This is a genomic window from Oceanospirillum sp. (assembly GCF_048265165.1).
Taxonomy (GTDB): domain Bacteria; phylum Pseudomonadota; class Gammaproteobacteria; order Pseudomonadales; family Halomonadaceae; genus Oceanospirillum.
In genome coordinates, this window is the sequence record NZ_JBLXCD010000002.1 from 333,919 (window position 1) to 348,430 (window position 14,512).

Below are 14,512 nucleotides of genomic sequence, written 5' to 3' on the forward strand. Positions count from 1 at the left end.
ACAGGCGATATTTTTTATTTTTAGGGATCAGAAGGCACCCAATGCAACTGTACAGGCTGCACCGGAAACCCAGCGATGATCTTTCCTTAGACACACATTTCAGAACAACAACCATTGAACCATTAAAACATTAAACCGCTTTTGCAGTACTCAAGCGGTCCACTAAATAGATAATAGACTGATACGGAATACCGCTATGTTCACTTAAACCTATTTCACAGGTTCTGCTGTTGGAATAACCTTCATCGCAAGTCGCTACCGCATCCGACAGATCCTTCAAGGCTGAAGCGTTCAGCTCCGGCTGAGAAAAACCTTTATCACCGGCAAAGCCACAACAGGTGATATCCGGTGGTGTAATAACTTCATCAGCACACGCTTTCGCCAGTGCGAGAAATTTATCAGCCAGTCCCATTTTGGTGGTGCTGCAGGTAACGTGCAGCGCAATACGATCTTTCTTAACAGCTATTGTCAGGCGGGGCAGAACAAAGTCATAAATAAATTCGACCTGTTCATGCAAGCGCAGACGGCTATCCAGTTTTTCTCGCATTTGCATCAGGCAGGGACTGGTGTCACAAAACACCGGATATCGCCCATTGTCGGTTGCGGACAGCAGAGCTTTATTCAACTGATCGGCTTTCACAGCAGCAGCATCAAACTGGCCTTTACTCTGAAATGGCATACCGCAGCACTGATCACCCAGACGATCAGGGAAGATTACCTCAAAGCCTGCTTTATTCAGTAGGCTTATGGTAACTTCCGGTGTGGATCTGTCCTCACCTTGATGACGCGCAGCCCCCATAATCCGGGTCGCACAACTGGGCAGATAAACGACCCGGTTATCATCCGTAAGACCTTGCCTTCCCTCTGTTAAGGAAGCCTCAGTCACGTCCCCCTGCAGACGTTTTTCCGGTTGACGCATCGGCATACGCTTTAAGATATCATCAATCTTAGGCGAAGCCTTAGGCATGGACGGTGTCCACTGCTGCACACGATTTCCGGACACTTTACGTGCCATAGATGTGATGGTCGACATATTCTTACTGCCGACTAAAGCATGCATTCCATCTGTAACCTTTAGCATGGTACGGGAGGTGTTGGCAACCGTTTCAAAGTGACCCGCGATCCATTTAGCAGTTCCCGCGTAGCCTTTGTTACGTTCATGGCGAAGGCTTCGGGTCAGGTCTCCGGTGTTGATACTAACCGGGCAGTTCATCTCACAAAGCCCGCAAGCCGCGCAGGTATCAATACCTTGGTAGTCGTACTCACTAACCAGCTCTTTCAGACGCTCAGCTTCCTGCTGACCACTCCCGCCCTGATCAGCAGTATCTTCAAGGCGATTAATTTCTCTCCAGATCACGATGCGCTGACGGGGTGTCAGACTGAGATTACGGGATGGGCAGGAGGACTCACAGAAACCACACTCGATACACTTATCAATCAGGGAGTCAGCCGGAGGCAGAGGCTTGAGATTTTCAAGGTGCAGATTCGGGTTGCGGGTGAGAATCACATCCGGATTCAGCAGATGGCCTGGGTCAAACAGTGCTTTGAGTTGCCACATGAGATCATAAGCATCTTTACCCCATTCAAGCTCCACATAGGGCGCCATATTGCGGCCGGTGCCGTGTTCCGCTTTCAATGAGCCCTTATACTTCACCGCCACCAGATTCGCCACATCATCCATCAGTTGCTGATAGCGTGTGATCTCTTCCGGGTCGTCAAAACCCTGGGTAAAGACGAAGTGCAGATTACCTTCCAGCGCGTGACCGAACAGCAGCGCTTCATCGTAGCCGTACTTGCGGAACACCTGCTGCAGCTCCTGTACGCCCTCTGCCAGCTGTTCAATAGGGAAAGCAACATCTTCGATAATCACCGTGGTGCCAGTCATACGTACGGCACCCACCGCAGGAAAGAGCCCCTTACGGATCTTCCAGTAGAGATCATAAGTGGCGCTGTCTTCGGTAAATTCGATAGGCGCGACGGTTTCAATATCGGTAATCGCCGCTGTCACTTGCGCCAGTTTCTGTTCCAGCTCGTCACGCTCACTACCCCGGACATCCACCAGAAGGGCCGCAGCGTCATCACCCAGCGTTTTCAGAATCTCCGGCATGCCCGATTTGTCTTCCACAGCACGCAGGCCGGCACGGTCAATCAGCTCAACCGCAGCCACTGGAGTTGGCTTCATTGCGGTTACTGCACGACAGGTGGATTCCATATCCGGAAAGAAGATCATCGCTGCGGCTTTCAGTGGATGCTCGATCACCGTGCGGTAGGTCACTTCGCTGATAAAGCCTAAAGTACCTTCAGAGCCGATCATCAGGTGCTTCAGAATCTCAAAGGGATCGCTGTAATCCACCAGAGAGTTCAGGCTGTAGCCCGTGGTGTTCTTCAGTCGGTATTTATGGCGGATCAGGTCGGCCAGTTGCTGATTATCGCGGGTTTTTTCGCCCAATGTTTTCAACTCAGCCAACAGACCGGCATGACTCTGCTCAAAGGCTTTACAGCTACTTTCGTCGGCGGTATCTAATAAAGTGCCATCCGCCATAATCACCCGCATATGTTCAACTGTGTTATAGCTGTTCTGGGCGGTGCCACAACACATACCACTAGCATTATTGGCGGCAATACCACCGATCATGGCGGCATTAATAGAAGCCGGATCAGGGCCGATCTTACGTTGGTAAGGTGCCAGCAGCTGATTGGCTTTTCCGCCAATCACACCGGGCTGTAGAGAAACCGAATCACCCTGGTCATGAATACGATAACCGCGCCAGTTACTGCTCAGCTGAATCAGCACTGAGTCAGTCACCGCCTGACCAGACAGACTGGTTCCCGCAGCACGGAAGGTTACCGGTAGCTGGCGGGCAGCTGTCGCTTTCAATACCGCGATCACCTCCTGCTCACTATCAACCCGCACCACCAATTGGGGAATCAGCCGGTAAAAACTGGCATCGGTACCGTAAGCCAGTGTGCGTAACTCGTCATGGATCAGACGCTCCTGACTGATAAATCCGCTCAGTTCGTTATACAGCTCTTGGTAGGCCTGCTTCATTGTGGTCTCACCCTGCATCAATAATCATGGCCGCTGATGGCACGTTTCTAAGTTATTCTAATTTGGTCTTTCAGGTTTGGTTACTGGCGCACCAGTACGACCAGTTCTTTCGGGCCATGTACGCCATAGGCCAGTGTCTGCTCAATATCTGCGGTCTTGGATGGACCAGAGATCAGTAGTGCATTGGTTGGCATACCTTCCGATACCCAATCTTCTGACACGATCACCTCATGGAAGGTGTTTTTCAACTGGCTTGCATCGACCACGGCGAAATGAATCGGTGGCACCAGCGTCATCAGACGGGGCTGGTCATTATCCGGCCAAAGTACCAGAGTGCCGGTCTCGGCAATAGCACTACGTACATCGGTAATGGCAGCATCAACACCGGAGAAGAGTTCCGCTTTCCAGCCTTCAATAGGCTGATCATAGACTGGTAAATCAACAGCACCATCGGCCAGATAAGCACGCACCTCCCGGCCCACCGGGGATTTCTGAGGTGTAAGCAGATTTTTTATCTGCTTCTCGACTAACAACTCTTTCAGTTTTTCCAGCCAGTTATCTTTACTGACCCGATACACTTCCGCGTGCACCGATTCGATCTTCTGCTGAAAAAGGTCCAGCTTTTCACTGTCACTCCACTGCTTCTCCGTTACTGCGGAAAAGTCACTGACAGGAGCGGTCAAAGCACCATCACGGCGATGACGCAGACGATTTAAAATAGCATCACGGGCGCTCATCACAGATCTCCTGCGCGTTCTTGTTTCTTGTTGTCCGAAGCCTGTTCCTGCTGACGGACCTTCATCCGCTGATGCAGTGTCGTTTTCGCCAGCTTTGGCATGGTACGACAGCTCATCCAATCGCCCATGCCTTTACTTAACAGGGCGTCCGGCAGCAAACCCCACAGAACCGTGGCAATACCTGTTCCAGAGCGGTACAAGCCGCCATGCTTATGCATTTTTGCCCAGCCTTTCCAGATCAGCGGCTCCATTCCTTTGCGCTTGGTACCGCGCCCTTTTACAACGGAATTGTCGTGACGGTGATCCCCCGCTACGGATTCTTCACGTAGACGCACCAGCAACTTAGGAATCGGAATTTTCACCGGACAGACTTCACCGCAGGCACCGCATAATGAGGAGGCACTAGGCAGGTCTTTGGCATCATCCATACCCACTAGATGTGGCATCAGAATAGAACCAATCGGCCCCGGATAGGTGTGACCGTATGCATGGCCGCCAATGCGGGTGTACACCGGACAATGGTTCATACAGGCACCACAACGAATACAGCGCAACGTATCTAACAGCTCATCATCCTGGTAGATATTGGAGCGGCCGCCATCCACCAGTACCAGATGCACCTCTTCCGGGCCATCGAGTTCGCCCTCTTTACGCGGGCTGGAGATCATATTGAAATAAGTCGTAATATGCTGACCGGTGGCGGAGCGGGTCAGAAGTGACAGCAGAGGCGCAACGTCCTCCAGATTTTCCACCACCTTTTCGATACCGGTTACGGCGATATGAACCGGCGGAACCGTGGTGGTCAGACGGCCATTCCCTTCGTTTTCCACCAGGCACAGGGTGCCGGTTTCCGCTACGGCAAAGTTAACACCGGAAACACCCACATCGGCTTTTTCAAAGCGCTCCCGCAACTGCTGCCGGGCTTCTGCGGTAAGGTACTCCACATCACGGGATTTTTGGGTGCCGGTTTTTTCGTGCATCAGATCAGAGATCTGGTCCGTATTCTTGTGAATCGCCGGCATAATGATATGGGACGGTGTTTCTTCCGCCAGCTGGACGATATACTCACCCAGATCGGATTCCAGCGCTTCGATGCCGTGTTTTTCAAGATAGTGGTTCAGCTCCATCTCTTCGCTGACCATGGACTTACCCTTGATAACGCTTTTGGCATTTTTTTCGTTGCAAATATCGAGAATAATTTTGCAGGCTTCGTCGCCGTTTTCAGCCCAATGTACCTTGATGCCTTGAGCGATCAGGTTCGCTTCCAGCTTTTCCAGCAGCTCCGGCAATTTGGATAAAGCGCGCAGACGGATAGCGGCGGCCAGTTCACGGGTGCGCTCCAGCTCATCCGTGGACGGAAATGCCTGCTGGCGTTTCTCCATCAGACCATCCATCGCCTTACGAAAGTTGGCCCGAATCTGCGGATTGGTAATGGCGTCATGCACTCTGGGGTGGAACTCCCCGACACCATTTTGCTGAGCTGATGCATCATGACCCATGACAGCGCCTCCAAAGAAAACTGGCGATATGCTCACCTTTAAAATTGCTATCCTGCCCTTGGTTTTCCATCTGCTCTGCCGCACCGGTAATATTCATCATACAGCCACAGTCACTGGTGATCATGGCGTCAGCACCGGTGGCAGCAATCGCTGCGACTTTATCGGTCACCATCGCTTCGGATATTTCAGGGTGTCGCACCGAGAAGGCACCGCCAAAGCCACAGCACTCTTTCATCCGTTCCTGTTCAACCACTTCAACATTGGCCATTTTTCCCAACAGTGACGGGCCGACATCGCCCAGGCCCATCTCACGGCGGGCACTGCAGGAAGTATGCATGGCAACCCTGATCGGCTCACCTTTATCTTCAATCTGCATATGACAGACATGCAGTAAAAATTCCGTCAGCTCGTAAATACGGCCCGAAATCTCTTGCGCCAATGCCTCTTCAGGATAACCAGCAAACAGTTCAGGATAATGCTCTCGCATCATGCCGGCACAGGAGCCGGACGGCAGTACGATCAGGTAGTCTTCAGGAAACAGCGCCAACTGAGCCGCCGCTACTTCACGGGCCTGATCGTGATAACCCGAGGTATAAGCAGGCTGACCACAACAGGTCTGATCCTGAGGAAAAATAACCTCGATGCCTTCACGCTCTAACAGCTGGATACCGGCCATGCCGGCATCAGGATAGAAAAGATCCACCAGACAAGTACCAAAGAAGTAAACCTTCTTAGGCTTTGGGGGATAAAGCTTAATACTGCTCATCGCTAAATCACTCGTATTATTCAGCTCTGCCGGAGCAGTGCTATTTATGTCGTAGCATCCTGGTAAGTCAGGCCGTTGTGGCATTCGGGATGCCGGCACTGTGTCCTTGAGGTTATATTTCTGTCAGGTTTATCACTGATCAGGGCGGCAAGCACTGAGCCTACAAAAGATAAAGAGATGCTTAATACATCCGGCAGCCTGCTCTCAGGCGAGAGCAGGCTTTAATCACTCTGCAGCTTAACCATATGCCATAGCTGGAAGCCACAACACCAATTCAGGCCAGGCAACGATAATTGCCAGTGCCAGTAGCTGAATCATGATAAAAGGCACAACGCCTTTGTAGATATCAGACAGTTTTACATCCGGAGGGCAAACACCTTTCAGGTAGAAGATAGAGAAGCCCACGGGAGGTGTCAGGAAGGACGTCTGCAAGGCCATCGCCACTAACATCACAAACCAAACCAGCTCAGGATTATCCACAACGCCGTAACCATCAATATCCAAGCCCAGAGCAGAGATCACAGGAGCGAGCAAAGGTAGCGCAATCAGAGTGATCTCGATCCAGTCCAGAAAGAACCCCAGCAGGAAGATGATCGCCAGTACACAGGCAATAATGCCGTAAGTACCAAATGGCAGACTCGTCAGCCAATGCTCGATCAGCTCATCACCACCCAGTTCTCGCAGCACCAGAGCAAAACAGGTCGCACCCAGGAATACCGCAAAGATATAAGCCGTGGTGTTGTACGATCCCTGCGCCACTTCTTTAAAGACTTTAAGATTCAGCTTTTTGTTGTGCCATGCCAGTAGGGTCGCACCCAGCGCACCAACACCGGAAGCCTCTGTTGCCGTGGCAATACCGGCAAAGATCGAACCCAGAACCGCCACAATAAGCGCTACCGGAGGCAGGATGCTTTTGAACACCGCCAGAATCATCTTCATCTCAACCGGCTTAGCATCCGCAGGCAAAGGTGCTGCCGAAGGCTTAAAAATACCGACGGACAGAATAAAAATGACATACATAAAGCCCAGCATCAGACCTGGAATAACCGCGCCCATGAAGAGATCACCCACGGACAGCGCCAGCTGATCCGCCATAATCACCAGCATGATGGATGGTGGAATCAGAATGCCCAGTGTACCGGCAGAAGCGATGGTGCCCAGTGCCAACGGTTTGGAGTATTTCTGCTCCAGCATCGCAGGCAGCGACATCAGTCCCAGCAGCACAACAGACGCGCCAACAATACCGGTGGAGGCCGCCAGAATAATACCGATCAGGGTCACAGTAATCGCTAAGCCACCACGGACACGGCCAAACAACTGCTGAATCGAATTCATCAGCTTTTCTGCCACACCGGAACGGTCCAGCATGATACCCATAAAGATAAACATGGGCAGGGCCACCATGACCCAGTTATCCATGATTTTATATATTCGGTTCACCACCAAACTCAGGGTGAGCATATCCAGCCCTGTAAAGGTGTCCAGATAGATATCTGACAGGTAACCAATAAAGGCAAACGCTACACCAACGCCACCCAGAACAAATGCCACCGGAAAACCGGTGAACAGCAACGCGATGAAGCTAAGGAACATCGCGATGACAAGAATCTCATTTACTTCCATCTGACGAACCCCTTATTCACCTTTTATCAGACCAACCACATCACGCATCAGGCGTGACAGACCAGCCAGAAACAACAAACCAAAACTCAGCGGAATCACAGACTTAATAATCCAGCGATAGGGTAAACCCGTTGGAGATGCTGAGCTTTCATTGATTCGCCAGGAGTCATAAACAAACGGCAGGCTGGAGTCGAACACCACATAGATAAAGGGAAACATCAGAAACAGAATGCCAAAAATTTCCCATAGATGTTGAGCTCGACGACTTAGCCGCGCGTGGAAAAGATCAACCCGAATATGAGAATTGGTCACTTGAGCATAGGAGATACCAAACATCACACCAACGGCATAGAGATGCCACTGCAGCTCCTCCAGCACAACAAGACCATGATTAAAGCCATAACGCAGAACAACCTGCACAATAATGACCGCCATAAGCACGACATAAGCCCAAGCGAAAACTTTGCCCGCTGACAGGACTATTTTGTCCAAAAAATCAGCCAGAGGCACATTCACCTTGGGAGAGGACGTTGTGTGAGACACAGCCACGCTCCTGAAAACATCTTTGGGGGATTGATGGCACTAATAATAAGGCCGGATTTGATTAACCTCTTGCCGGTAAAACCGACAGGCAAGGCGCTTTTATTCAATCACAGGACAGATTACTAAGCACTTCCCCCTTATTGGGTTAAGGCACCAGAGGTGAACCTCTGGTGCCTCGGTACTTCAGGCATCAGCATAATGGTGCCGAGCCTGACTCATTAGGTTACTTCTGGCGCGGCAGGTAACCGTTACTACCCCATAGTTTGTAGTCTTCACGGAAACCGTTCAGGTCATCCCACACCTTTTTGAAAAAGGCGTCATCGGCTGCTTCTTCCTTGGCAACATCAACCCATGCTGTCCGGAAAGCTTCCAGCATAGTGTCGTTCCATTTCATAATTTTCACGTTGTTCTTCTCAACGTTCTCTTTCATTACAGCAAACTGCTTCGCCTCACCTTCTGCAAAGGAGTCAGCCATGGATGCCTTACACACCTGATTCATCACAGCCTGCTGAGACTCTGACATCTGATTCCAAGTGTCCTTATTCAGCAACAGCTCAAATATCGTTGACTGCTGATGCCAGCCAGGGAAGTAGTTATATTTGGCAATTTTGTGGAAGCCTACGCGAGTATCAACAGCGGGCATGGAAAACTCAGTGGCATCAATTGCACCTTTTTCCAGCGCCGGGAAAATTTCTGAACCTGGCAGCAGAGACGTAGAAACACCCAGTTTTTCCATCACTTTGGCACCCAGGCCAAAGAAGCGCATACGCAGACCCTGTAAATCTTCCGGTTTTTCAATCGGCTTCGCAAACCAGCCAGATGTTTCCGGTGGGTTAATCGCACAAGGCAGGACTTTTACGTTATAGCCCGCCTGGTCATACATCTCCTGATACAGTTTCAAGCCGTTACCGTAGTACATCCACGCCATGTACTCACCAGCATCAGGACCGAAAGGAACCGCTGAAAATATTGGAGAAGCAGGAATCTTACCCGCCCAGTAACCAGCCGTTGTATAGCCTGCATTAATTTTACCGCGGGAAACCGCATCCAGAATTTCAAACGGAGCCACCAGTTTGCCCGGCTCATAAACTTTCATACGAATACTGTTATTGGAAACCAGCTTCACTTGCTCAGCCACTTTAGGAATAGGTGAGCCAAGGCCCGGCAGACTGGTTGCAAATGCCACCGGCACTTTCAAAAGAATTTTTTTATCGGCAGCTTGAGCTTCCAGCGCAATACCGGCCAGAGCAACGGACACGGAAGCAGCCGTCAGGGTGGCTTTCATTATTTTTTTCATGATCGATTCCCGAGCATTTGGATTTGTTTATTGTTATCAGTCACCGGAATACTCTGCCCTGCCCATAACGGCAATCTGCAACTATTGCAGCCAACAGCATGTGCATGTTTCCGATGTATCCTCTACAGAATCAAATTGGTCAAACCAATTTACAAGACTCTGACAGCAAAGATAGTGACCTTCTCTGCCTTTTGTCAAATCTCGTTGCACCACAATACAACTCATATCGCCTGTTTTGCTCTGTAATGGTGCCAAAAGAAAGAAAGAAACAAGAATATTCACCAGCATAGCTTTGAAATAGGCTTTATTAATACTTAATAACGACGGCATACAGAAATATTCTCTTTTTTGACAATCCCGATTAGTGATGGGCTCTATAATCAGCACAAACACCGCATTTGACAGTTCTTGAGATTATAACTAGCATTGGTATTACCAATTTCAATCAACTGTTTCAGAGCATAAAAGTAAGGCCGTCAAACACTAACCAGGATCATCCTGCAGCCTTTTATATTCACCCGCTGACTGCATAGCAGCCCATTTAGGTTTACCAATCGTGGAAAGCAGCAACTACCGCCGGGTTAAACAACCCAAGATTTCTGACATCATCATGCAGCAACTGGAAAGCATGATTCTTGAAGGAACATTTAAACCGGGGCAGAAGTTGCCACCGGAGCGGGAGCTTGCAACCCAGTTTGAAGTCTCACGTCCCTCCCTGCGTGAAGCCATTCAGAAACTGGTTGCCCGAGGCCTTCTATTCAGCCGTCATGGCGGTGGCACCTATGTCTCCGAACAACTGGGCACCTCGTTTACCGATCCTCTGCAAGATCTACTTAGCTCACACAACGAGTTTCTTTATGATCAGCTGGAGTTCCGCGATGCTCTTGAAGGCATATCAGCGTACTACGCGGCCATGCGCAGTACCGAAGCCGATAAAGAGATGCTGACCAAGCGTTTCAACAACCTGATGCAGGTTTACGAAAAAAACGACCCGGTTCTCGAAGCAAAGGTCGATGCTGAATTTCATATGGCAATTGCTGAAGCCGCCCACAATGTCGTACTGCTACACACCCTGCGGGGCCTGTTTAACATGCTGGAAAAAAGTATTGTCGCCAATCTGAAAAACCTGTTTGAAAGAAAAGAATCCCGCCCGGTTCTCCTCGATCAGCATAAAGCGATGTACGATGCCATCATGGAAGGTAACCCGGAAAAAGCACGGGCAATGGCCCATGAACACCTGGTCTTTGTCGAGGACAGCCTGCTGGAAATGAGCCGCCAGGAAACGCGTGTTGAACGCTCTCTTCGCCGGGCACAAACCCAGCCGGTGTAACGATGACACCTACGGTTCAGACAGACTCTAACGACGGTCATAGTTTGCTCAGCAGTCTGGGCATGTTGCTGCTGTTTATTTTTATTATCTGGCAGGTCGCAGCCTGGACAGAACACTATGAACTGAGTCAGCTGGAGTCTCAGGCCCGTAATGAACTGACGCTGAATATCGCCAGCCTCAGAGGTAAACTCGATAAATATGAGTTTCTGCCAGAAATTCTGGTGAACAAGCAGAACCTTGCAGGGGTATTAAGGGAGCCCAAGCCTGACAGCATTCAGCAGCTCAACGCCATTCTGAAAAATTTCAAACAGATCACCGATGTCTCCGATATCTACCTGTTAGATGAAAAAGGCACCACCATCGCCGCCAGCAACTGGCAAAACCCCAAAAGCTTTATTGGTCAGAATTTCAGCTACCGCCCCTACTACCAGCAAGCAATCAACGGACAATCCGGACGCTTCTACGGCCTTGGTACAACATCAGGCGAGCGGGGCTATTACTTTTCTTACCCCGTATTTAGCGGGTCATCTCCGATCGGTGTTCTTGTGGTCAAGATTGTGGTTAAAAACCTCGAAATACCCTGGAAAGACCCGAGAACAGAATTTATTGTGACAGACCCGGACGGCATCATCTTTATTACCAGTCGCCGGGAGTGGCTACTGCACAGCATACACAACCTCAGTAATCATGACCTCGAGCGGATTCACACATCAAAACGCTACGGGGAGCAGGACATTAAACCGCTGGCTTACCGGGTCGCACAGACATTTGATGAAGGTATGCTGGTTAAGATCGCATCGGACAGGGATACTGACAACATACAGGTCAATACCTACCTGCAGTTTAATCGGGCTATGCCGAATGCAGGATGGCATCTGCACATTCTGAAAAACACCCAAAATGTCCGCACTGAAATTCTGAAAAACAGCCTGCTTGCAGCGGGTATTTATATGGTGCTGGTATTACTGACGCTGTACAGCCTGCAGCGCCAGCGCATTCAGCGGGAACGGGTGCGTCACGACCGGGAAACCAAAAAGGCTCTTGAGGCAAACGAAGCCCGCATCCGCGCTATTCTGGATAATACCAAAGCAGGCATTATTACAATGGATCGTGCTGGCAAGGTGGACTACATCAACCCAACCGCCGAAGTCCTTTTTGGCTATCAGCTCCATGAGTTGCACGGCCATAACTTTAGCGATCTGATCAACCATCATCACAAACCACACTGTCAGCAGGCTCTTACCGAAGCCAGCAGTCACCCCATTGAGGTACAGGGTTTACGTAAAGACCGTCAGCCGGTTCCTGTAGAGATGATCATCAGCATGATGGGCCGCAGTCAGGGATCAGACTATATGATCACCCTGCACGATATCACTGAAAGAAAGCAGCATGAGGAGGCTCTTCAGGCAGCTTACGATGAGATGGAAAACCGGGTTGTTGAGCGAACTCAGGATCTGACCGAAACCAACGACAGACTCAAGCAAGAGATTGAGCAGCACCGCCACACCGCAGAAACTCTGCAAAAAACGCAGGACGAGTTAATTCAGGCCGCGAAACTGGCAGTCCTTGGTCAGATGAGTGCCAGTATCAATCACGAGCTCAATCAACCTCTGGCTGCAATTCGTACCTACGCAGAGAACAGCGTAACCTTTATCCAGCGCGATCAACCCGATATGGCTCAGGGTAACCTTGAGCAAATTGTTGAACTGACAGATCGTATGGCAACCATCAGCGCCCAGCTGAAACTCTTTGCCCGTAAGAGTGAAGGTCAGCTGGCTATTGTCTCGGTGCAGGCGACCATTCAATATGCGCTGCGGCTGTTCAGGCCTCAATTGGAAAAAGAGCAGATTGCACTCAATATTACCCTCCCTGATCAGGATCTTTTTGTCCGGGCCGACGCTGTGCGCCTTGAGCAGGTGATCGTAAATCTCATCAGTAATGCACTGCTTGCCGTATCCGGGCGCCGGGAGAAGTTAATCACCGTCAGCCTGAGGCAGGCTCAACGGGATAGTAACAACCTGGCTATTATTGATGTCGCTGATAGCGGCGCGGGTATTACGTCTAAAAACCTGCGTCAGATTTTCACCCCCTTTTTTAGTACACGGGAAGGTGGCAAAGGTCTGGGACTCGGCCTATCCATTTCCTACCGGATCATCAGCGATTTTGGTGGTAGTATTACCGCATTTAATCGTCCGGAAGGTGGAGCCACTCTGAGAGTTACTCTGCCCATTGCTGAAGCCCCCGAGGTCAACAGCAGACCCTCGGCCTCCCTCCCGGAAAAAAATTCCTATCGATAGCAGCGAGAATTCTATGAGCCAGGCCTCCGGCGTTTTTGTGATTGATGACGAAAAACATCTTCGGATAACAGTGGCTCAGACGCTTTCTCTGGCAGGCTATACGCCTAAAAGCTTCGACAATGCGGAACATGCCCTGCAGCAACTGGCACCGGACTGGGATGGCGTCATCATCTCAGATATCCGCATGCCGGGTATGGATGGGCTTGAGTTTATGCGTGAAGCCCTGCGTATTGACCGCGACATTCCTGTCATTCTGATCTCAGGCCATGGAGACATCTCTATGGCGGTCAATGCGATTCGTGAAGGCGCTTACGATTTTCTTGAAAAACCCTTTTCCAATGAATTACTGCTGGATGTGGTAAAACGAGCAGAAGAGAAACGTCACCTGACCCTGGAAAATCGTCAGCTTAAGCAGGATCTGGAAGTCCATAGCGCTCCCGGCCCTCGCATCATAGGCAAAACCCGGGTCATGCAGCAGCTATTGAAAATGGCCAGACAGGTCTCCCCACTTCAGACCGATGTTCTCCTGTTTGGTGAAACCGGCGCAGGCAAAGACCAGGTTGCCCGTTTTATGCACGAGCATAGCCCACGTCAGGGCAAAAACTATGTCGCCATCAACTGCGGTGCTGTACCAGAATCCATTATCGAATCTGAGCTATTTGGCCACGAGCCTGGTGCATTTACCGGTGCTCAGAAACGTCGTATCGGTAAGTTTGAACATGCCAACGGTGGCACTCTGTTTCTGGATGAGATTGAAAGCATGCCTCTGTCACTGCAGGTTAAGCTCCTGCGGGTACTACAGGAACGTTACATTGAGCGATTGGGCAGTAATGAATTAATTCCCTTAGATATTCGCATCATCGCCGCCACTAAGGTAGACCTGAAACAGGCTGCTGAAGAAGGCAATTTCCGCGAGGATCTCTATTACCGACTCAATGTCGTTACCCTTGATATTCCTCCCCTGCGTGAGCGCATGGAAGATATACCTCTTTTGTTCCAACACTTTGCGCTGATTGCTTCCAACCAGGTAAAGCGTGAAGCCCCTCCGTTAAATGGCGGATACATTTCGATGCTTATGAGCCATAACTGGCCGGGTAATGTACGGGAACTGCGTAATCTGGCTGAGCGTTATGTTCTGCTAGGTGAAACCTGTGACTATAATCTGGAGCAACTCATGTTTGGTGAGGAGTCCACCGCCCCACTCACCCTGCCCCAGCAGGTCGAGATGTTTGAGCGCAGCCTGATCGAGCAGGAACTTGCCCGCCAGAAAGGCTCCATTAAACTCACCATGGAAGCCTTGGGTCTGCCCCGGAAAACCCTCTACGACAAACTAAAAAAATACGGCCTCAGGCGGGATGATTTTACCTGATT

Annotated in this window: 10 protein-coding genes; 3 read left to right on the top strand and 7 right to left on the bottom strand. The window is 50.4% G+C overall.

From position 1 onward, the window contains the following. Positions 1-130: 130 nt before the first annotated feature. The 7 genes from ACN0R8_RS05060 to ACN0R8_RS05090 all read right to left on the bottom strand — a co-directional run bounded on the left by ACN0R8_RS05060 (position 131) and on the right by ACN0R8_RS05090 (position 9,514). On the bottom strand, positions 131-3,049 hold the full coding sequence (locus tag ACN0R8_RS05060; RefSeq protein ID WP_417595711.1) for an FAD-binding and (Fe-S)-binding domain-containing protein: 2,919 nt from the start codon (positions 3,047-3,049) through the stop codon (positions 131-133). Positions 3,050-3,129: 80 nt separating this feature from the next. Continuing rightward, positions 3,130-3,786, bottom strand: coding sequence for a LutC/YkgG family protein (locus tag ACN0R8_RS05065; RefSeq protein ID WP_417595713.1), 657 nt, complete (start codon positions 3,784-3,786; stop codon positions 3,130-3,132). Next, the gene (locus ACN0R8_RS05070) at positions 3,786-5,285 is read right to left on the bottom strand and encodes a LutB/LldF family L-lactate oxidation iron-sulfur protein (protein ID WP_417595715.1); all 1,500 of its coding nucleotides are present in this window, start codon (positions 5,283-5,285) and stop codon (positions 3,786-3,788) included. Before ACN0R8_RS05070 ends, ACN0R8_RS05065 begins: the two co-directional genes overlap by 1 nt. Then, positions 5,275-6,135: a (Fe-S)-binding protein gene (locus tag ACN0R8_RS05075; protein ID WP_417595717.1), complete on the bottom strand. Its 861-nt coding sequence runs from the start codon at positions 6,133-6,135 to the stop codon at positions 5,275-5,277. Before ACN0R8_RS05075 ends, ACN0R8_RS05070 begins: the two co-directional genes overlap by 11 nt. Positions 6,136-6,288: 153 nt before the next feature. Further along, positions 6,289-7,674 (bottom strand): TRAP transporter large permease, encoded by a 1,386-nt coding sequence (locus ACN0R8_RS05080; protein WP_417595719.1) that lies wholly within the window; start codon positions 7,672-7,674, stop codon positions 6,289-6,291. Positions 7,675-7,686: 12 nt separating this feature from the next. Continuing rightward, positions 7,687-8,217: a TRAP transporter small permease subunit gene (locus ACN0R8_RS05085; RefSeq protein ID WP_417595721.1), complete on the bottom strand. Its 531-nt coding sequence runs from the start codon at positions 8,215-8,217 to the stop codon at positions 7,687-7,689. A 223-nt stretch (positions 8,218-8,440) separates the two neighbouring features. Further along, on the bottom strand, positions 8,441-9,514 hold the full coding sequence (locus ACN0R8_RS05090) for a TRAP transporter substrate-binding protein (protein ID WP_417595723.1): 1,074 nt from the start codon (positions 9,512-9,514) through the stop codon (positions 8,441-8,443). A gap of 610 nt (positions 9,515-10,124) precedes the next feature. On the opposite strand from ACN0R8_RS05090, the gene ACN0R8_RS05095 reads away from it, so the two are divergent. From ACN0R8_RS05095 to ACN0R8_RS05105, 3 genes are read left to right on the top strand one after another with little or no spacing between them, the layout of a single operon-like run. Continuing rightward, positions 10,125-10,844: an FCD domain-containing protein gene (locus ACN0R8_RS05095; protein WP_417596367.1), complete on the top strand. Its 720-nt coding sequence runs from the start codon at positions 10,125-10,127 to the stop codon at positions 10,842-10,844. Between the two features lie 2 nt (positions 10,845-10,846). Continuing rightward, positions 10,847-13,141 carry an ATP-binding protein gene (locus ACN0R8_RS05100; protein WP_417595725.1) on the top strand — a complete coding sequence of 765 codons (2,295 nt, stop codon included), beginning with the start codon at positions 10,847-10,849 and terminating at the stop codon, positions 13,139-13,141. A 13-nt stretch (positions 13,142-13,154) separates the two neighbouring features. Continuing rightward, positions 13,155-14,510, top strand: coding sequence for a sigma-54-dependent transcriptional regulator (locus ACN0R8_RS05105; RefSeq protein WP_417595727.1), 1,356 nt, complete (start codon positions 13,155-13,157; stop codon positions 14,508-14,510). Positions 14,511-14,512 lie beyond the last annotated feature (2 nt).

Bases quoted from the DNA above. Each gene is read 5' to 3' on its own strand.
- ACN0R8_RS05060 (WP_417595711.1), bottom strand. From the start codon at position 3,049: ATGAAGCAGGCCTACCAAGAGCTGTATAACGAACTGAGCGGATTTATC.
- ACN0R8_RS05065 (WP_417595713.1), bottom strand. From the start codon at position 3,786: ATGAGCGCCCGTGATGCTATTTTAAATCGTCTGCGTCATCGCCGTGAT.
- ACN0R8_RS05070 (WP_417595715.1), bottom strand. From the start codon at position 5,285: ATGGGTCATGATGCATCAGCTCAGCAAAATGGTGTCGGGGAGTTCCAC.
- ACN0R8_RS05075 (WP_417595717.1), bottom strand. From the start codon at position 6,135: ATGCCACAACGGCCTGACTTACCAGGATGCTACGACATAAATAGCACT.
- ACN0R8_RS05080 (WP_417595719.1), bottom strand. From the start codon at position 7,674: ATGGAAGTAAATGAGATTCTTGTCATCGCGATGTTCCTTAGCTTCATC.
- ACN0R8_RS05090 (WP_417595723.1), bottom strand. From the start codon at position 9,514: ATGAAAAAAATAATGAAAGCCACCCTGACGGCTGCTTCCGTGTCCGTT.
- ACN0R8_RS05095 (WP_417596367.1), top strand. From the start codon at position 10,125: ATGCAGCAACTGGAAAGCATGATTCTTGAAGGAACATTTAAACCGGGG.
- ACN0R8_RS05100 (WP_417595725.1), top strand. From the start codon at position 10,847: ATGACACCTACGGTTCAGACAGACTCTAACGACGGTCATAGTTTGCTC.
- ACN0R8_RS05105 (WP_417595727.1), top strand. From the start codon at position 13,155: ATGAGCCAGGCCTCCGGCGTTTTTGTGATTGATGACGAAAAACATCTT.